General features: G+C 62.1%; 18 protein-coding genes. 12 read left to right on the top strand and 6 right to left on the bottom strand.

Annotation, left to right across the window (positions count from 1 at the left end):
• Window positions 1-37: 37 nt before the first annotated feature.
• From E6X30_RS03035 to E6X30_RS03025, 3 genes are read right to left on the bottom strand one after another with little or no spacing between them, the layout of a single operon-like run.
• The gene (locus E6X30_RS03035; RefSeq protein WP_316335698.1) at window positions 38-2455 is read right to left on the bottom strand and encodes a DUF885 family protein; all 2418 of its coding nucleotides are present in this window, start codon (window positions 2453-2455) and stop codon (window positions 38-40) included.
• Window positions 2456-2477: 22 nt separating this feature from the next.
• The gene (locus tag E6X30_RS03030) at window positions 2478-2771 is read right to left on the bottom strand and encodes an acyl-CoA carboxylase epsilon subunit (RefSeq protein WP_016665040.1); all 294 of its coding nucleotides are present in this window, start codon (window positions 2769-2771) and stop codon (window positions 2478-2480) included.
• Window positions 2768-4354, bottom strand: a complete 1587-nt coding sequence (locus E6X30_RS03025) for an acyl-CoA carboxylase subunit beta (RefSeq protein ID WP_016665039.1) — start codon at window positions 4352-4354, stop codon at window positions 2768-2770. Before E6X30_RS03025 ends, E6X30_RS03030 begins: the two co-directional genes overlap by 4 nt.
• 93 nt (window positions 4355-4447) lie before the next feature.
• Between E6X30_RS03025 and E6X30_RS03020 the strand changes: the two genes are divergently transcribed.
• The 9 genes from E6X30_RS03020 to E6X30_RS02980 all read left to right on the top strand — a co-directional run bounded on the left by E6X30_RS03020 (window position 4448) and on the right by E6X30_RS02980 (window position 13112).
• Window positions 4448-5224, top strand: coding sequence for a biotin--[acetyl-CoA-carboxylase] ligase (locus tag E6X30_RS03020; protein ID WP_141740674.1), 777 nt, complete (start codon window positions 4448-4450; stop codon window positions 5222-5224).
• Window positions 5225-5267: 43 nt separating this feature from the next.
• Window positions 5268-6377, top strand: a complete 1110-nt coding sequence (locus tag E6X30_RS03015) for an adenylate/guanylate cyclase domain-containing protein (protein ID WP_016665037.1) — start codon at window positions 5268-5270, stop codon at window positions 6375-6377.
• Window positions 6378-6449: 72 nt separating this feature from the next.
• Window positions 6450-7148: a response regulator transcription factor gene (locus E6X30_RS03010; RefSeq protein ID WP_016665036.1), complete on the top strand. Its 699-nt coding sequence runs from the start codon at window positions 6450-6452 to the stop codon at window positions 7146-7148.
• 19 nt (window positions 7149-7167) lie between these two features.
• The gene (locus tag E6X30_RS03005) at window positions 7168-8628 is read left to right on the top strand and encodes a HAMP domain-containing sensor histidine kinase (RefSeq protein ID WP_016665035.1); all 1461 of its coding nucleotides are present in this window, start codon (window positions 7168-7170) and stop codon (window positions 8626-8628) included.
• Window positions 8573-9823 carry a 5-(carboxyamino)imidazole ribonucleotide synthase gene (locus E6X30_RS03000; protein ID WP_016665034.1) on the top strand — a complete coding sequence of 417 codons (1251 nt, stop codon included), beginning with the start codon at window positions 8573-8575 and terminating at the stop codon, window positions 9821-9823. The genes E6X30_RS03005 and E6X30_RS03000 overlap by 56 nt, the downstream gene beginning before the upstream one ends.
• Window positions 9824-9826: 3 nt before the next feature.
• Window positions 9827-10369: a 5-(carboxyamino)imidazole ribonucleotide mutase gene (gene purE / locus E6X30_RS02995; RefSeq protein WP_016665033.1), complete on the top strand. Its 543-nt coding sequence runs from the start codon at window positions 9827-9829 to the stop codon at window positions 10367-10369.
• Window positions 10366-10986 carry an acyltransferase gene (locus tag E6X30_RS02990; protein WP_016665032.1) on the top strand — a complete coding sequence of 207 codons (621 nt, stop codon included), beginning with the start codon at window positions 10366-10368 and terminating at the stop codon, window positions 10984-10986. The genes purE and E6X30_RS02990 overlap by 4 nt, the downstream gene beginning before the upstream one ends.
• Window positions 10987-11016: 30 nt before the next feature.
• The gene (locus E6X30_RS02985) at window positions 11017-12123 is read left to right on the top strand and encodes a DegT/DnrJ/EryC1/StrS aminotransferase family protein (protein ID WP_016665031.1); all 1107 of its coding nucleotides are present in this window, start codon (window positions 11017-11019) and stop codon (window positions 12121-12123) included.
• On the top strand, window positions 12123-13112 hold the full coding sequence (locus tag E6X30_RS02980) for a Gfo/Idh/MocA family oxidoreductase (RefSeq protein ID WP_316335697.1): 990 nt from the start codon (window positions 12123-12125) through the stop codon (window positions 13110-13112). Before E6X30_RS02985 ends, E6X30_RS02980 begins: the two co-directional genes overlap by 1 nt.
• Before the next feature lie 128 nt (window positions 13113-13240).
• Here the strand turns inward: E6X30_RS02980 and E6X30_RS02975 are convergent, their stop codons facing one another.
• Window positions 13241-13366: a hypothetical protein gene (locus E6X30_RS02975; protein WP_255348415.1), complete on the bottom strand. Its 126-nt coding sequence runs from the start codon at window positions 13364-13366 to the stop codon at window positions 13241-13243.
• A gap of 249 nt (window positions 13367-13615) precedes the next feature.
• Here E6X30_RS02975 and E6X30_RS02970 point away from each other — a divergent pair, with 249 nt between their 5' ends.
• Window positions 13616-14518 (top strand): glycosyltransferase family 4 protein, encoded by a 903-nt coding sequence (locus tag E6X30_RS02970; RefSeq protein WP_141740672.1) that lies wholly within the window; start codon window positions 13616-13618, stop codon window positions 14516-14518.
• A 47-nt stretch (window positions 14519-14565) separates the two neighbouring features.
• The gene (locus E6X30_RS02965; protein WP_316335696.1) at window positions 14566-16539 is read left to right on the top strand and encodes a DUF6541 family protein; all 1974 of its coding nucleotides are present in this window, start codon (window positions 14566-14568) and stop codon (window positions 16537-16539) included.
• A gap of 4 nt (window positions 16540-16543) precedes the next feature.
• Here the strand turns inward: E6X30_RS02965 and E6X30_RS10335 are convergent, their stop codons facing one another.
• Entirely contained in the window at window positions 16544-17485 is a 942-nt protein-coding gene (locus E6X30_RS10335) for a glycosyltransferase (protein ID WP_332067306.1), read from the bottom strand.
• Here E6X30_RS10335 and E6X30_RS02955 point away from each other — a divergent pair.
• Window positions 17372-17644: a hypothetical protein gene (locus E6X30_RS02955; RefSeq protein ID WP_232049710.1), complete on the top strand. Its 273-nt coding sequence runs from the start codon at window positions 17372-17374 to the stop codon at window positions 17642-17644. The two genes, E6X30_RS10335 and E6X30_RS02955, sit on opposite strands and share 114 nt — an antisense overlap.
• Here E6X30_RS02955 and E6X30_RS02950 read toward each other — a convergent pair.
• A complete protein-coding gene (locus E6X30_RS02950; RefSeq protein WP_147594924.1) occupies window positions 17638-18969 on the bottom strand; it encodes a glycosyltransferase in 1332 nt (443 codons plus the stop codon). The two genes, E6X30_RS02955 and E6X30_RS02950, sit on opposite strands and share 7 nt — an antisense overlap.
• Between the last annotated feature and the right edge of the window lie 29 nt (window positions 18970-18998).

Below are 18998 nucleotides of genomic sequence, written 5' to 3'. Positions count from 1 at the left end.
ACCTTCCGAGCATATACCGCCCGTAGACGAAAGAGCTTTACGACGAGGACGTTGGACGCCAAAGGTCAGTGATCGGGAGAGAAATCTCCGCGAGCATCCGGCGAAGAAGCGGAAGCGACAGACCGATGACCGCGTGGTGATCGCCCTCGATGCGTTCAATGAAGGGGCCGCCGTACCCGTCGATCGTGAAGGCGCCCGCAACCCACAGCGGTTCGCCCGTCGACACGTACGCGTCGATCTCGGCATCGGAAAGCTCGGCAAAATAGACATCTGTCGATGCCGTATTGCCGAACGTCGCCCCGGTTCCGCCATCCAGCGGGTCGCGATCATCGATGAGCCAGTGCCCCGAATGAAGTCGCGCCCTCTTTCCTCGCATCTCCCGCCACCTCTCGCGTGCGGCATCTGCCGTGCGGGGTTTGCCTACGAGGGCGCCATCGATCTCGAGCATCGAGTCGCCGCCGAGAACGACATACCCACCTTCGCTCGCCGCGCACGACGCTTCGGCCTTCGCTCTGGCGAGTGTCAGCACTTGATCCTCGAAGGCCAGCTCGCCCGAGGACTCGAGTGCCGCGGCGAGAACAGCTTCCTCGTCCACATCCGCGGGCAGGGTCGTGAACTCGATCCCGGCACGCGTCAGCACGGCCTTACGTCCGGCAGACTGGGAGGCCAGGAGCAGGAGCGGTTCGTGAAGTGGGGTTCCGACGGTTGCTTGGCGGTCGTCGGCCCCTTCGCCCACCCCGGGGAGCCCGCTGTTCATGCACCGACCCCCGCTGCCGTGGGGAGCCGAAAGAGCGGAGCGCAGCACCGAAAGGGGCAGGCTGCCGAGCTCGAGCGCTTCGCGATGGAAGTCGCGAAGAGACGTGCCGCGCGCGAGAGCCTCGTCGCGCAACTGCTCCCAGACTCGCTGGCCGAGCTTGTAGCTCGGGGCCTGGCCGGCCCAACCGAGGTAGCGGTGATACTCGAAGCGCTGAATCGGCTCTTCCATGCGCCAGTGTTCGCGGACGAAGTCCCAACCGCGCTCGTAAGTCCACTGCCCGCCACCAAACTGTTCAGGAACGGGAAGTTCGTTGTGAAGACCGATATCGAGGACGACGCGGCCGGCGCGCATGCGCTGCTCCATGAGCATGCCGAGCTTTTCTCCGTCGGTTGTGAGATAGCCGAGCTCCTCCATGAGCCGCTCTGCGTACAGCGCCCAGCCTTCGCCGTGGCCCGACACCCACATGAACGACGCACGCCAGCGGTTCAGGCGCTCTGCTTGAAGCTGCTGCGTGCCCACCTGGAGGTGATGCCCGGGCACGCCCTCGTGGTACACGGTTGTGGTTTCACTCCACGTGCGGAACGTGTCAACTCCGGCGGGGGTGTCCCACCACATGCGACCGGGGCGCGAGAAGTCCTCGCTCGGGCCGGTGTAGTAGATGCCGCCCGCGCCCGTTTCAGCGATCATGCATTCCAGGCGCGTGAGCTCCTCCGGAATATCAAAGTGCGTCCCGGCAAGATCACGAATCGCCGCGTCGGAAAGCTCCTGCATCCACGCCTTGAGGTTGTCGGTGCCGTGAAGAACGAGCGACTCATCGGCATTTAGGGAGGCCATCGCGGCATCGATAGAATCGCCGCCGCCATTGCCGTAATGCGCATTCAGGCGCGAGGCTACCTGCTTCTGTTCGTCGATCAGGCGCGTGAGTTCCTCAACACCGAACTCGTATGCCTCCTCGACGTCGATCTCTTCGCCGAGGAACGTGCGCGAACCGAGCTGGTAGGCCTCGCGGCCGACGGCGTCCTTCTCGGGAGCGTTCTCCGCAAGCTCCTCAAACACCTCTGCGAGTTTCGTATAGGCCTCGCACGCGAGGTTCACATTCTGTTCAAGCTTCTCGCGGGCCGGGCCCTCAAGGCCGGATTTGGTGACGAGGGAGGGGAAGAAACCGTCGGCCTTCGTAAAGGAGCGTGACTGTTCCGCGCCAATGAGCTGCTGGCGCTTTGCCGCGAGAACCCCCTTCGACGCGGCGTATCGGAGCGATTCGGCGTAGCCCTCGACGGCCGCCGGCACGCGTGCGAGGCGCTCGCTGATCGTGTCCCAATCCTCGGCGCTTTCGTTCGGCATCATGTCAAAAATGCTGCGGATCCCTTGAACGGGGGAGGCGATGTTGTTCACGGTCGCATGCGTGAGGAGCGCGTCGTGATGCTCGAGCTCGAGGCCGAGGCGCTCCCGCATGGCTGCGCGCGTCACGTGATCGACATCGTCGCCAGGATGCTCACGCTCAACGCCGTCAAGGGCGGCGAGCGTCTCGCGCGTCAGTGAAGCACCTTTCTCAAGACCTTCTGGGGACAGGTCGTCCATGAGATGGTCCTGGCCGGGGACGCCGAGGCTCGTGGCGGTCATGGGGCTCAAAGCGATCGAGCGCTCAACAAAATCATTCGCGACGTGATCGGTAGGGCTAGGGGTGCGCTTCGTTGTCATGGCACCACTGTAGTCACGTGAGTCAGCGCTGGGAGAAAATCCAGGAGCTTTGGCCCGCGCTCGCGCGGAGGGAGTGAGCCGATCTGTGGGTGCGCACGGGAGAATTCCATGCCGAGGATGAGCCTCCTGCGCGCTCGGCGATTTCACGCTGGTGCGCCTCTTCTCGCGAAATCGCGCTCATCGCCGCGACCGCCACCGAAATGGCGGCGATTTCTTCCTCGGTAAGGCGGCCCGAGACAAGTTCGACGCTCGGGCGAGGCTCTGCTCCGTCGCTTCCGGGGAATGAGGGAGGGTTCAGCTGCTCGTGAGCGCTCACAGCGGAATGTTCCCGTGTTTCTTTGTGGGCATGGCGTCACGCTTGGTCCGCAGTGCCCTGAGCGCCCGTGTGATCGCCTCGCGAGTCTCGTGAGGTTGGATCACGCCGTCGAGAAGGCCTCGCTCAGCGGCCACATAGGGATTTGCGAAGGTCTCTTCGTACTCGGTTTGGAACTGTGCGCGAAGCGCCTCGGCGTCCTCGCCTGCTTCGCCGGCTGCTTTGAGTTCCTTTCGGTGAAGGATATTGACCGCCCCCTGCGCGCCCATGACCGCTATTTGAGCGGTTGGCCACGCGAGATTGATATCGGCACCGAGCTCCTTCGAGCCCATCACGATGTACGCGCCGCCGTACGCCTTGCGGGTGATGACGGTAATGAGCGGGACGGTCGCCTCAGCGTACGCGTACAGAAGTTTCGCACCGCGGCGAATGATGCCGCCATACTCCTGGCCCGTTCCCGGGAGGAAACCCGGCACATCCACGAACGTCAGTACCGGAATGTTGAAGGAATCGCATAGTCGAACGAAGCGTGCGGCTTTCTCGCTCGCATCGATATCGAGCGTGCCTGCGAGTTGCGAAGGCTGATTCGCGACGATGCCGACGCTGTGCCCTTCGACTCGCCCGAAACCCACGATGACGTTTTTCGCGAAATTCCCGTGGATCTCGAGGAACTCGTCGTCGAGGACCGCCTCGACCACGCTGAGCATGTCGTAGGGCTGATTCGGGGAATCGGGGACGAGGCGATCGAGGGCGCGGTCTTCCGCTCTCGGTTCGAGATCCGATTCGTCGGGATAGACGGGGGCCTCAGTAAGTGTGTTCGCCGGAAGATACGAGAGAAGGTCTCGAACGTAGTCGAGTGCGTCTGACTCATCGCTCGCCATGTAATGCGCGACTCCGGACGTGCTCGAGTGCGTGCGAGCCCCGCCAAGCTCCTCGAAGCCCACGCTCTCGCCGGTGACGGTTTTGATGACGTCGGGACCCGTAATGAACATGTGCGAGGACTTCTCCACCATCACGATGATGTCCGTGAGCGCAGGTGAGTAAACGGCGCCGCCAGCCGCGGGCCCCATGATCAGAGAAATCTGGGGGATAACGCCCGAAGCACGCGTGTTCCGCCGGAAAATTCCCGCGAAGGCCGCGAGTGACGCAACGCCTTCCTGGATGCGCGCGCCACCGCCGTCGAGGATCCCGATAATCGGAACGCCGGTGGACAGCGCGAGGTCTTGAATCTTCTGGATCTTCTTTCCGTGTGCCTCGCCGAGTGAGCCACCGAGAACAGTGAAATCCTGCGAATACACGCACACTTGGCGGCCATCGATCGTCCCGTACCCCGTGATGATTCCATCGCCATCGATACGTTTATTCTCGAGCCCAAAATTGTGGCTTTGGTGGCGCACGAAGCGATCGGTCTCGACAAACGATCCCGCATCGAGGAGTTCCTCGATGCGCTCGCGGGCGGTTTTCTTGCCGCGCGCGTGCTGCTTCTTGATCGCTGCGGCCCCCGCCTCCGTGACGGCCGCATTCTCGCGGGACCGAAGTTCGTCAAGTCTCTCGGCGGTCGTGGACCGCCTCGGGGTCTCGTTCACTCCCACTCCTGCTCCGTCGTGGCCTGGCACAATTGCTCTCGTGAGTGTACGCCATAGTGGAAAAGCGAGGCAGCGAAGAGGGAGTGAAAGGCCGTGAGTGAGCATATGCGTATCGACTACGTGGACTCCTGCACCTCAACCCTCGACATTCTCACCGAGCCGCCCTACGACACGCTCGAAGCGCCGTTCGCTCTCATGACTCTCGATCAGCGCGCCGGGCATGGGCGGCAAGGGCGGCGCTGGCAGAACCGGCCGGGAGAATCCCTAGCGCTCACACTCGCGTGGCCGCTGCCGGGCCCCGAGCGCCGAGGCTGGTACCCGCTCGCCGTGGCCCTCGCCGTTCTCGATGCGTGCGCTGAAGTGGCCCCCGGGGCCGTATTGCCCCGCGTGAAGTGGCCAAACGACATTCTCTCGCTCTCAGGCGAGAAGATCGCGGGAATTCTCGTTCGTCTTGACCGTGGGCGTCTTCTCGCGGGAGTTGGCGTCAATCTCGTGGGGGAGATTGAACGGGGGCGCGAGGGATTGGAGAAGGCGCAGACGCTTGCGAGCATGGATGCTTTGTACGGTGGAGTTCTCGCCGATGCAGATGGGCGCTGCGAGTTTGGCGCCGTGCTCGCGCGAAAAATCGCGCGCATTTTCGCACTTGTCGATCACGGCGGAGAGGACTTCAGACACCTGCAGAGGCGGTATGCTGTGAACTGCCTCACTGTGGGGTCGTCGGTTGTTGTGACGACACCGGCGGGTGCCACCTATAGCGCGAGGGCGCTCGGCATCGATCCAGTGGGCAGGCTGCTCGTCCACAATGCCGATCGAGGTCACCACGCTCTCGATGCCGCCGACGTCCATCTGGCGCGGCCGAAGCAAGTGTGAGCACCAGGAGATGCGGGATTCGAGGACAGAACGAAAGGACCCGATGAGTACCGTCCACGATCGTGAGGAGCCCAACGCATACGTCGCAGGCGACGCCGTGCCGAATGAGCTCAACGAACGCTTCGCGCGCGTGCGTGGCGCCATCGGTGCACTCGAGCGCTCCCTCCTCGACGGCGAACGCGAATACTCCAGGCGGGATCTCGAAGAAGACTTCAACGTTGACCGGCAACTCAGTACCGACTATTGGCGCGGACTCGGGTTTTCCAACGTCGCTTTCGACACGACCGTCTTCACCGAAGACGATGCCGAAGCGATCGCCGACCTCGCCGCTCTCGTCAACGACGGCACCTTGAGCGACGACGCATTTGTCACGATTGTTCGCGGGCTCGGCTTTCATATGGGGCGCCTCGCGATGTGGCTCACCGAAGCACTCGTCGACGATGCCAAGCAACGCCACGGCATGAGCGACACCGAAGCGCGCATGCGCATGCTCGAGAGCGTTCCGCAGTTCGTCGAAATCTTCGAGCACCAAGCGATCCACGTGTTCCGTCGCCAAATGTCGGCCTACACAGCGCGTGCCGGCGCAGAGATTCTGCGTACCTCGACGAGTGAATGGGACGACGATTCTCTCCCGCTCCCGCGCGCCGTCGGCTTCGCGGACCTCGTCCAGTTCACGCGCCTCGCCCAATCGATCGATGGCATCGAGCTTGCGGAGGTCATCAGGGATTTCGAGAACCTCACACGCGACGTCATTTCCGACGGCGGCGGGCGCGTCGTCAAGACGGTGGGCGACGAAGTCATGTTCCTCGCCGATACCCCGGAGGACGGCGTCAGAATCGCGCTGTCGATCTCCGAAAACATCAAGCGTCAGCCGTCGCTGCCCAACGTGCGCGTGGGCCTTGCGTGGGGAAACATGTTCTCCCGCTACGGGGATGTGTTCGGCCCCAAAGTGAATCTCGCGGCGAGGCTCGAAGGTATCGCCGAACCGGGTGCGGTCGTGATCGACGGCGAGACGGCGGATCTGGTCGACCGCGCCTTCCCCGGCGGATTTACGCGCGTAGCCGAATGGACAGAGGAGCTTCACGGGATCGGCGAGACTGCCATTGTGAGGGTCGAACGGGCTGCGGCCTCGCTCATCGAGCGTCACTCGTGAGAGAGTAGAGAGTCGCTTGAAGGTCTGCGCTTCTCACAGCGGGGACACACGCACTCGGGTAAGGATGACTTCGTGACACGACTACTTCTGGTTGAAGACGATTCGGCGATTGCAGAGCCCCTCTCGCGAGCCCTCGACCGCGAAGGCTATTCCGTTGTGAGAGCGTCGAGAGGAATTGACGCCCTGACCATCGCCGCGAGCGAGGACCACATCGACTTCGTGATTCTCGATCTGGGTCTACCCGACATCGACGGCCTCGAAGTATGCAGGAGGCTTCGCAAAGGTGGCCTCGAGGCCCCCGTTCTCATTCTCACCGCGCGAGCCGACGAGGTCGACGCGGTTGTGGGTCTCGACGCTGGTGCCGACGACTACGTGACTAAGCCCTTCCGCCTCGGTGAGCTCCAGGCCCGTATCCGCGCCCTCCTTCGGCGGACCCAGGTCGCAGAAGACACGAGCTCGAACGTGTACGACATCAACGGGGTGAGCCTCGATCCATCCGCGCGCCGCGTGTACGTCGACGGCGAGGAGCTCTCCCTCAGCGCTAAAGAGTTCGATCTTCTCGCGGTACTCATGCGCGAAGCAGGAAGCGTCGTCACTCGCGACGACCTCATGCGGGAGGTGTGGGGCGCCGAGTGGTGGGGCTCCACAAAAACGCTCGACATGCACATTTCGTGGCTGCGCCGCAAACTTGGCGACGACGCGACAAGTCCCAAACGCATCACCACCATTCGCGGCGTGGGTTTCCGCTTCGAAGACACCGACGCCCACTAAGGCGCGCTAGGCGCTCACCATGCAACTTCGAGTTCTCCAGGCCACCCTCATGACCGTGCTTCTTGCGGTCCTCCTGCTTGGCATCCCCCTGGGTGCGGCGTGGCTGACAGCCGTGCGCGACAACCTCTCCGCTCAAGCCGGCACCCTGCTTCAAGACGTCATTTCTGAAACGGATCACCGCCTCAACGAGGGGCTCCCGATCGACGAGACAATGCTCCAAGAGACCGTCGATCAGGTTGTGAACCTCGACGTGCAAATTGCAGTCACGTATCAAAACACGGAACTCGAAGCAGGTGAAGACGCCGGCGCCGATGCTCTCCAACAGTCGGCACAGGGCGTCAACGGCCAGATCGTGACCGTGCGCATTCCCCAATCCGATGTCCGAGCGCACACGGCAAGCGCGTGGGTGCTCATCATCGTTGCCGCGATAAGCGCGATTGCGATCGGCGTGTCGGTCGCGCTGTGGCAAGCGCAGCGGCTTTCCGCGCCGCTCGTTCGCCTCACGAGGCGCGCTGAAGAACTTGGCAGCGGTAGGAGCCGCTCGGAGTGGAAGCCGAGCGGGATCGCCGAAATCGACACCGTAGCGGTCGAACTGACCCGCTCCGGCGCGATGCTCACCGAACGGCTCGAGGCGGAATCGGCACTCGCCTCCGACGCTTCCCACCAACTGCGCACACCGCTCACGGCCCTGTCCATGAGGCTCGACGAAATTCTCGCAACGAGCTCGGAAGAATGGGTTCGCGAGGAAGCGCGCGTGTCCCTCGAACAGGTTGACCGCCTCACCCAGGTCGTCCATGACCTCATCAACGCCCCTCGTTCCTCCCAGCGCCGTACTCCCGGGGTCGTTGATCTCCGCCAAGTCCTCGTCCAGCAGGCGGAAGAATGGAAGCACGCCTTCCGTGGCGCAGGTCGCGAGCTGCGAATCCAGGTCCCGCACGCCGCAGCCGTATGGGCCTCGCACGGGCCGCTCACTCAAGTGATCGCCACGTTGATCGAGAACTCCCTCGCCCACGGCGGGGGAACGACCCGCGTGAAGGTGCGCCGCAACGAGCAATCAACCGTCATCGAGGTCGTCGACGAAGGTGCCGGCATCGACCCGGCTCTGGGCCAGCGCATTTTCGAACGCTCCGTCTCAGGCAAAGACTCGCGTGGAACGGGCGTCGGCCTTGCCCTTGCCCGCACCCTCGTCGAGGATGACGGCGGTCGACTCGAGCTCATTGATGAGCGTCCCGCGCGCTTTGGCATCTTCCTCTCGACGGCACCCGCTCCCGAGGACCCCGAGCTCGCAGACACAGAAGACGAGCAGCCGTCGGACCCCGCCAAGGCCCACGGGCTCGTGGCGCGGCGGGACAAGCGACGCGCCGAGCGGCACCAACGAGAAGCCACCGCCTCCGCGGCGCACGCTCTTGAGGCATTGCCCACCGATGCACGTTCCACCCTGCGTGCCGGGGACGCAAGTGCGGACGGCGCACTACACTAGCGGCGTGAGTACTCAACACGCCCGCAAGTCCAGCTCATCACATGTGGAAGGTGCGCGCTCGCCGCGTATTGGCGTGATCGGTGGTGGACAGCTCGCGCGCATGATGATCCCCGCCGCAATCGAACTCGACCTCGACTTGCACGTCCTCGCGACTACCCCGGAAGAGTCCGCGGCGCGCGTGAGCCCTCACGTCATGCTCGGGCGTCACGACGACCCCGAGGCAGTCACGGCCTTCGCGAGGAGCGTTGACGTCGTGACCTTCGATCACGAACACGTCCCTACGGGCCTCCTTCACGCGCTCGAGCACGAAGGGGTGGTGGTGCGTCCGGGCCCCAACGCGCTCGTGTACGCACAGGACAAGCTCGCCATGCGTGCGCGCCTCAGCGAACTTGGTCACCCATGCCCCCGGTGGTGGCGCGTCGAGACCGAAGCTGATCTCGAAGCCGCCCTCCATGAGAGCGGGGGAGACCTCATCCTGAAGACCGCACGCGGCGGTTACGACGGTCACGGAGTGATGCGGGTGGAGGCACTCGAGGACGCCCGCGAGTGGCTCGAAAGAGGACAGCCGCTACTCGCCGAGGAACGCGTCCCCTTCGTCCGCGAACTCTCAGCGCAAGTGGCGAGGCGTCCCGGTGGTGAGATCGCCACCTACCCCGTGACTGAATCCGAGCAAAAAGACGGGGTGTGCTTTCGCGTGAGCGCGCCCGCACCGAACCTCGCAGCGGAAGTCGCCGAGCGAGCACGCACCCTCGCCGCAAATATCGCGAGCGACCTCGAGGTCGTGGGAATGCTCGCTGTCGAACTGTTCGAGTACCCGGATGGTCGCATTGCCGTCAACGAACTCGCGATGCGGCCCCACAATACGGGGCACTGGAGCATGGACGGGTGTGTCACGAGCCAATTTGAGCAGCATCTGCGCGCCGTCGCAGACCTCCCACTCGGAGACACCACCCCCACCGCTGCGTGGACCGTCATGGTCAACACTCTCGGCAGCACCCGCGAAAACCTCGCCGAAGGTGCACGAGAGGCTCTCGCGAAGGATCCCGGAATCAAGCTGCATCTGTACGGCAAGAGCGTTCGCGCAGGCCGCAAACTTGGGCACGTGACCGCTCTTGGAGCCGATCTCGAGGAGACAGAGCGCCGGGCCCGCGCCGCAGCGCACACCATCGTGACCGGCGACGAATCAAAGGAATAGCACATGAGTAAGAAGCCCCTGGTCGGTATCGTCATGGGGTCCGATTCGGACTACCCCGTGATGAAAGACGCCGAAGAGCAGCTCGCCCATTTCGACATCCCGTGCGAGGTCGAGGTCGTGAGCGCTCACCGCATGCCTGAAGACATGATCCAGTACGGACGATCCGCGCACGAGCGCGGCCTGCGTGCGATCATTGCCGGTGCAGGCGGAGCCGCACACCTGCCGGGAATGCTCGCCGCCCTTACCCCCCTTCCTGTGATTGGCGTTCCCGTTCCGCTGCGGCACCTCGACGGCATGGACTCACTCTTGTCGATCGTGCAAATGCCGAAGGGAGTGCCCGTCGCAACCGTATCGATCGGTGGCGCTGCCAACGCCGGGCTCCTCGCAGCGCGAATTCTGGGTTCCGGAGACTCGGATTTTGCGCGAGAAATCCGCGAAAAAATGGTGAGGTATCAAACAGAATTGCGCGATCTTGCGTACGAAAAAGGCAAAAAGCTGCGGGAGTCCCGCCAACATTGCTTTACGGGTGGCAAGGTGGGGGCATGAGCACAGAGCGTAACTACCGGCTCGCAGAGGGGGCGGACGTTTCACCTGAGGCGAGTGTCGGCGAAGGCAGCTCAGTCTGGCACTACGCGCAGGTTCGCGAGGGGGCCTCACTTGGTGAGAATTGCATCATCGGACGCGGAGCTTATATCGGCTCCGGCGTCACAATGGGGGCGGGGTGCAAAGTGCAAAACTACGCCCTTGTGTATGAACCTGCCGTGCTTGGTGACGGGGTGTTCATCGGGCCCGCAGTCGTCCTTACCAACGATCATTTTCCGCGCGCAGTCAACCCGGATCTGAGCCCGAAGAGAGCATCCGACTGGGAACCGGTGGGCGTGACGATCGAAAAGGGCGCCGCCATCGGTGCACGATCTGTCTGCGTGGCCCCTGTCACTATCGGTGCCTGGGCGCTTGTGGCCGCGGGCTCGACCGTCGTTAAAGATGTCCCACCGCACGCGCTCGTTGCCGGGGTGCCCGCGAAGCGCATTGGTTGGGTTGGTAGGTCAGGTAAGCCCCTCGCAGCAGACCCCGACGGCGGCTGGGTGTGTCCCGAGACGGGCGAACACTACGTTGAAGACGATGTGACCGGTGGCCTCGCCCTGCTTGAAAATGCCGCATAGTTTTATCGATTGAGAAGAAGGACATTGCACATGTCATACAATCTGATTCCTGCTGCGAAGCCGATCATCGGCGAGGAGGAGCGTGCCGCGGTTGACCGCGTACTTGCTTCCGGCATGATCGCGCAGGGACCCGAGGTCGCGGCTTTCGAAAAGGAGTTCTCGAGCGCGCTCGCCGGTGGGCGTGAGTGCGTTGCCGTTAACTCGGGCACGTCGGGTCAGCACCTCGGTCTTCTCGCCTCGGGTATCAAGCCCGGTGACGAGGTTATTGTTCCGTCCTTCACCTTTGCGGCGACCGCTAATGCGGTTGCCGTGATCGGGGCGATGCCTGTTTTCGTCGATATCGATCTCGATTCATTCTGCATGGACCCCGCGCAGATCGAAGCGGCGATTACCGAGCGAACGGTGGCGATTCAGCCCGTACACCTTTACGGTCATCCGGCCGCGATGGAGCAGATCTGTGAAGTCGCGAAGAAGCACAGCCTGTGGGTTGGCGAAGATGCCGCGCAGGCCCACGGCGCGACTCTCAACGGCAAGCAGGTCGGTACGTTCGGTCGCTGGGGCATGTTCTCGCTGTACCCGACCAAGAACATGACCTCGGGTGAGGGCGGCATGGTCTCGTGCGAGGATGCCGAGACGGCACGTCGAATCCGTCTGTTCCGTAACCAGGGGATGGAGAAGCAGTACGCAAACGAGGTCGCTGGCTTCAACAACCGCATGACCGACATCCATGCCGCGATTGGCCGTGTTCAGCTCACCAAGCTGGAGGCATGGACGAAGCGCCGCCAGGAGACAGCTGCATTCTTCGATGAACACCTCGAAGGTGTCGTGGTGCCCAAGGTAGCCGAGGGAGCGACCCACGTGTACCACCAGTACACGATTCGTATTGATGGGGCCAGCGCAGAGGAGCGCGACCGCTTTGCCCAGGCGCTTCGCGAGGAGTATGCAGTGGGCTGCGGCGTGTACTACCCGACTCCCGTGCACCGCCTTGCCTCGTTTGATCGCCGCGACATTGAGCTCCCCGTGACGGAGAAAGCTGCGCGCGAAGTGCTCTCACTTCCGGTTCATCCGAGTGTGAGTGATGCGGATCGCGAGCGCGTGGTTGAGGCCGTGAATGCCGTTGCGAAAGCGGGTGCCTGATGAGCAAAAATCTTCGCGCTGGTCTTATTGGCCTCGGCATGATGGGCCGTCATCATGCCCGTAATCTTCGCGCTCTCGAAGGCGTCGATCTCGTGGCCGTTGCGGATCCTCAAGGCGATCCGCATGGCGCCGCGCCCGGCTACGAAGTCTTGCCAAATGTCGAAGCCCTTATCGAAGCTGGGCTCGACTATTGCGTGGTTGCAGTGCCGACTGCATTTCACCGGGACGTAGCGCTCGCGCTCGCCGAGGCCGGTGTTCATACGCTTGTCGAAAAGCCGCTTGCTTTCGACATCATCGAGGCTGAAGAAATCACCAATGCCTTTGAATCAAAGGGTCTTGTGGGCGCGGTGGGCTATATCGAACGCTATAACCCCGCTCTCCAGGAAATGCGCAAGCGTATCGAAAATGGCCAGCTCGGCGATATTTATCAGATCTCTACCCGTCGCCAGGGGATTTTTCCAGCACGAATTGCCGATGTCGGGGTCGTGAAAGATCTCGCCACTCACGATCTCGACCTCACGGCATTCGTTGCTCGCTCAAGTTTTGCGCGGGTCTCGGCTGTGACGACCGGCAAGTCCGGCAGCGAATACGAGGATATGGTCTCGATTGCGGGCCGCCTCGCCGATGGCACCATTACGAACCACCTCGTAAATTGGCTATCGCCGTTCAAAGAGCGCGTGACTATCGCGACCGGTGAAAAAGGCGCACTCGTTGGCGACACGTTGACCGCAGATCTCACGTTCCATGCCAACGGCGAGACCGTAAACGAATGGGACGCGATTGCCTCCTTCCGCGGCGTGAGTGAGGGTGATACCGTTCGCTACGCTCTCAACCGCAAGGAGCCTTTGAAGACCGAACACGAAGCCTTCCGCGACGCTGTACGCGGCGACGTCTCGAACATCGTGACGATGCGCGAAGGCCTAAATACGGTCCGCGCCGTGGAAGCAGTTTTGGACTCGGCGGCGGCAGGTCGCACGGTCGAGCTGTAGGGGCCCGGGTGCGCATTCCGCCCTCCTTCGCACGCCTTGGTGCGCATCTTCCCGGCTCCCTCGGGGCGAGTTTTGAATTCGTCGCGAGGAGGGCCGGCCTCGCGCACGGAGACCGCCAGGTCGGAGAATTAGAGCGTACGGTCCGACGCCTGCTGCGCTTTGCCGATCGAGCTTTCGCGAGAGGCGACCTCGATTCGACCACGGGCTTTCTCGTGAAAGTTTTTGAGCTCACCCATCACGTAGAAGTCCGTCATGATCCGTTACGGTTCGCGCAGATTCTTCGTGAATCGAAAGCAGTCCGACGGCTCGGGGAACCGTCGGAAAACTTGTACTCAAGTGGAACGAGTTCTCAAGCACCTCCCGGTCGTCCTGTACGTCTCCTGGTCGTCGCGCATCGGTCGTTTACGTTTGTCGATCGGGTGATCGCCCTGCTGGAAGAGCGCGGGATAGCCGAATGCCGGAGGGTTGATCTTGCCGAGCATGTAGAGGCTGACGACCTTCGAATGCACTCACTTATCCGGGCGCGTCTTGCGGGAGTGACGCGCCCGCTGCCCGAGTCGATGCGTACCGACGTCGAGTGGGCCGAGGCGATTTTTGTGGAATGGGGACATCATGCTCTGGTATGGGCGTCGATAACCGACTTTGGCGAGCTCCCGGTTTATGGCCGTTTCCACCGTTTCGAGGCGTTTACCGCATTTCCGTTGCTCATTGATTTTTCTCGCTTGACCCACACGGTCTTCGTCGCTGACCACGTGCGCAATCTTCTGCTGAAATTGCGCCCCGACCTAGAGGCGAGCCGCACGAGTGTCATCACGAACGCCTTGGACACGGATAGGTTTACCCTCCCCAAGCTTGAGGATGCGCACAGAACGGCGATATTGGTGGGATGGAATCGACCCGTCAAAGACCCTTCATGGGCACTTGAAGTTCTCCGTGAAGTGCTGCGCTCGCAACCCGAGTTTCGATTGCTGTTAGCGGGGGAGGCGCCTCGTGACTGGGAAAGCATTGTTGCCCAGGGCCTGCGCGATGCGGGAACCGTGGAGCTGCTTGGGCAGCGTGACGATATGCCCAGCGTCTTTAGGCGTGCGGGGTTTGTTCTTTCTGCGTCACGACATGAGGGAACTCACGAGGCTGTCGCCGAGGGGGCTGCATCAGGCGCAATTCCCATCGTAAGAGACTGGCCCGAGGCGCGAGCGTTTGGCGGGGCACGAAGCGTTTATCCCGAAGAATGGGTTGTTGAGAGTCCGCAGGAGGCAGCGCAGAAGATCTGTGGGCTCCTTGCGGACTCTGAGTTGTACCAATCGCGTGCGTCGTCGGTGAGGCAATGGATTCGCGAGTCACGGGGCGGGGGAAAGATCGCAAGAGCATACGCGGATATGCTCACAGGTAGCGCTTACAGTTCCTGATCCCCGTCTTCCCCATTTTGTTCCCCGCCATCTGAGAGGACTTCGCCATGCAAGAGGTGCTCGCGCTCGCGTTTGCACTCGCAGTTCTCCTAGTCCCGGGCTGGTCTATCGTGCGCGCACTCGGGGTGCTCGGAGCCCGCTCCATGGTGTATGCTCCAGCGCTCACAGCGCTCCTCATGTTCATCGCGAGTGCGGTGGGAGCTCTCACAGGAATACGCTGGGCTTTATGGTTTTTTGGCGCGTGTGCGTGCGTGAGCGCGCTTGGCACGTGGGGCGTGCGCGCTTGGGCGTTGAAGAAGCACTCCGGCGAGCATAGATCCGACACCCGCGCGACTCATCGCGAAGCTCCCATCGCAGTAGGACTTGGAGTCCTCATCGTGAGCGCGCTAGCGATCGGCTACGGCGCTCTCGGGGCAATGGGAGGTATCCGCAATCTCAACGGTGCCTATGACGCCTTTTATCATTACTCGGCGATCGCAATGATCCGTGACAACGGTGACGCCTTTGCGTGGACTGCGATGCGGGATATGTATGGAGGGGCGAGTGAGTTTTATCCAACGACATTTGATGCGCTTGCGGCACTCATGCCGTTCGACCCGGTGATGTCAGCAAATTCAGTGTTGCTCGCGGTTCTTACGCTCATTCCTGTGACGTCTTTCGGCGTCGCCCTCGTCGTAATCGAACGAGTCGGGGGTGAGCCTGCATCTGCGAAGGAGCGCTGGTCGCAATGGATTCTAGCCGCCTCGATTGGGCTAGCGACGCTCGGGTTTTCCTCGCCAGCGATGATCGGCCTTGTCATCGCTCTTTGGCCTTTTCTCCTGGGTGTCAGTATCCTTCCCACGGCCGTAGCGGCCCTTGCTGACTCACGCGCAGGTGCGCTTCGCTTTCTCGTCCCAGCCGGGGTCTTCGCGGCTCACCCCTCGGCTTTCATCAGTTATCTCGTGGCCCTATGGGCGGCGCTCGTCGCATGGGCTCTTAGGTCAATACTCACTGGTATGCATAAGCGCCGAGCCTGGCTCGTGCTTGTGCTCCTGATAGGTATAGGCGTGGGGTATGTCTTTACGGTCTCCTTGGTCTTCGGCGACATGAATCTCACTAAGCAGGCCCCCCACACAACTGCGACGACGATACTTACCCTCGTCGTCGATCGCCCGAGGGTCCGGGCTATGCCCTTCGCAATTTTTGGATTGGTCGGGCTCTATGCGCTTGCCTTCACCGGGTTGATCACTGGTGGGCCTTGGCGCAAGGCGAGGGAGACGGCAACCGGGGCCGCGATACTCCTCTGTGCTTCAGCGGTGCTGACATTCGCGTGCCAAGAGACCGAGGGGCATTTCGCGATGCTCGCCGCGCCCTGGTATGGCGCTCGAGAGAGGGTCCACGGTCTGTGGGAAATCGGAATCGTTGCGCTGGCCGGTGTCGGTGCAGCGTTTTTCCTCCGTGCCCTGGCCGCGGAGCCCTTCAAGAGGGGAGGAGCTCAGGTCGCAAGCCTGTCTATCGTACTCATTGTTGCTCTCACGGTCGGAGGCTTAGGCCTCACCGGCGCACTCCTTCCGCACAGGCTCCCGCGAACAGCGAGCCTCGCATACACGGCCTGGGGAGAGCAGCTTTATCCCTATGTCACCGCGCAAGAGCGCGCTTTCATCGAACGCGAAGCGGCCAAACTTCCCGAGGAAGTGGTCGTACTCGGCTCGCCTCTCGACGGGACGACGCTTTTCTACTCGCTTGGAGGGCGCAAGGTTGTGTACCCTTCACTTGCGCCTCCGCAGACTCTCGATCAACGCCGCATTGGCCGCTATGCCTCTCAGCTATCGCCGAGCGAGGCCGTGTGTACGTCGATGCTCCGCGAGGGCGTCACCCACGTGTACCTCGATGAATCTGAATTTCCCGGATCGCGCGTGAACGCTCGGGCTTCGAGAGCATATGAAGGAATCTCGTCAATTCCAGAACGCTACCTACACCTCGTAGCTGAGGAGAACGGCTACCGTCTCTACTCGCTCGAGCTTCCTTGCTATCAGCCGTGAAACCTCACTGATTGGCGAGAAGCTGTTCATAAAGGTTCGCGTATTCGCGTCCCACGCGCTCACTACTGAAACGATCGCCGATCACGCTCGCGATCTCGTCACTCGACAATGCGCGTGTTCGGGCATCAACATCGAGTATCGCACTTGCGTAAGCGGCGGGATCTTGACGAGGAACGAGCGCGCCGACACCCGGATCTATGTACTCGCCCTGCCCGCCGGTGGCTCCAACAACAACGGGGCGACCAGCAATGAGTGCCTCGGCCGCTGAAACGAAGAAGTTATCCGCGCGAGTGGGGCCAAAGAAGAGATCGGCGGCTCCAAGTCGTTCGCGTACTTTGTGTGACGGTTGGGACCCCGCAAGGATCACCCGTTCGCTCACCCCGAGGTCGACAGCGTGCGCGCGTGTGGCCTCCTTTAACGGCCCGTCGCCGAGCCATTCGAGCGTCACGTCATAGCCAGCATCTACGAGATGTGCGACAGTGTCGACCGCGATGAGGGGGTCTTTCCGTTCGATGAGGCCACCCGTGGAGATGAGTCGCAAGGCACCGTCTCGTCGTGAGCGTCGCGGTACAAGGTTCCCGGGCTCAACAATGCATGGAACGACATCGACAGGGCGGTCACGGCGTACGTCGCGAATAGGGCGCGCGAGGAAGTTGCACACTGCGCTTACGCGATCGGGAAGTCGGAGGAGTTGCGTCAGAATCGGTAAACCAGAACGGATCGGTCCGGGGAGGGTATCCGGAGTCGTGAGGGCTGACCAATGTTCCGTGTGGAGCCATGGCATTTCGAGGCGAGCGGGTGCAAGCGCAAGGAGTGAAGAAAAAGCCATGGAATGGACGACATCGCTCCCGGAAAGAGCGCGGTTGAGTACGCGGATCGCGCGCAACCAACCGTGCGGATGCGAGGGGGAGAAGGGAATCCGGAGAACTTCGATGCCTTCATGCACGAGTCGGCGGGTCCCGTCGTCATCATGGGGGGGAACCAGATGGATGAGGCGAACATCGGCATGCTTCTGGATCGCGTGGAGATCGCGCACCACGAATGCGCCTCGGCTAGGGCTTTGCCGGGTGGGGAACCAGGTGGTTACCGCAGTGACGATCATTGAGCTGCCTCCTGAATCCCCTCAATGAGAGCCTCGACTTCGCGTTCCCATGTGAGGATTGGCGCTGTTTCGCGCGCTGCAGCCCGGAACGCGTCGCCGTCTCGCAGAACGGTGGTGAGAGCATCCGCGAGACTGCTGGGGTCTTCTAGCGCGACTGTGCGTCCGACACCCAACTCGCGGATGATTGCGGCGAGATCGGGCAAGTCAGCAGCGACAACCGGTAGACCTGCGCGGATCGACTCAAACAGTTTATTCGGCAACGCGAAGCGGTAGCTCAAGCACGTGGGGCGGATATGCACTACGGCGACGTCTCCATCGGCAAGGGCTGAGGTCACTTCGTCGGGAGCGACGGGGCCCACAACATGGATACGATGCTCGATACCTCGCCTCTTCGCGCGCTGGTGAAGCGACTCAATGTAGTCCTCAGATCCGTATCCGAGCATCACTAGGTGAACGCTCGGATCCATGAGTGCAAGCGCGTCGATCGTCTCCTCGATCCCACGTGAGGTAGTGATACCCCCGCCGTACGAAATGATCGGAACATCCGGTGGGAGGCCGGCGAGATCGTGCAGGCGCCCTTCGGAACGATCGGGGACAGGCGCCTTAGAGGGGATATTGCGCACGAGAGCGGGAAGCTCATCGAGGTTGTAGGCGCGTTTGAGCCATGCGGCGATTGAGGGGGAGACTGTCGTGACACGACTGGCACGTGTAATCCCGACCCGCTCAATTGCGGCCTCAACATATGGCGCGATGCGACGCTTGGGAACGTTCCTGCGGCGCCAAAGCTCATGGGAGTCATACACAAAGTTCGTGCCCTTGAGAGCGTGAAGGATGAGCGCTGGAACGAGTGTATTGGCGTCGTTCGCGAGAACTACGTCGTTGTCTTCGCTCAGGAGCGTCCGGGTAGCTCCTGCCCAGTAATACGTGAGAGACACCGGCCCCCACGCGGACACAGCGGCTTTGCGGGCAAAGCGGAGGAGTGCTTGAGAAGCCTGCGATGCGGGACTCTTCTTTTGGGTGCGTGTGGATTCCGCTCGTGCGGGCGTTCTATTAGGTTGCCCCTCGTTTCCTGGAGAGCGCATCGATGTGCCGGGCGCTCCGAAACCGAGTCGTTTTCGCAATCGTGGAGCCAGCGGGCCCGCGATCTGATCGAGTGTGAACGCCGGTACTCGATTGATCACGACATGGTTCCCGCGTGACTCTTTTCCGGCGGGGTGCCCTTGAGCCTCGCGCGCGACGGCAATGATCTCTACTTCTGCTCCATTGTCGGCGAGGCTCCGCGCGGCCTTGAGTACTCGCGCATCGTTATGTGCATCGTTGTAAACCAAGGAAGCGACTCTGAGGTCTTTGAGACGAG

This window comes from Dermabacter sp. (genome assembly GCF_032550575.1).
GTDB classification, from domain to species: domain Bacteria; phylum Actinomycetota; class Actinomycetes; order Actinomycetales; family Dermabacteraceae; genus Dermabacter; species Dermabacter hominis.
This window is presented reverse-complemented; position numbering and strand designations above follow the sequence as displayed.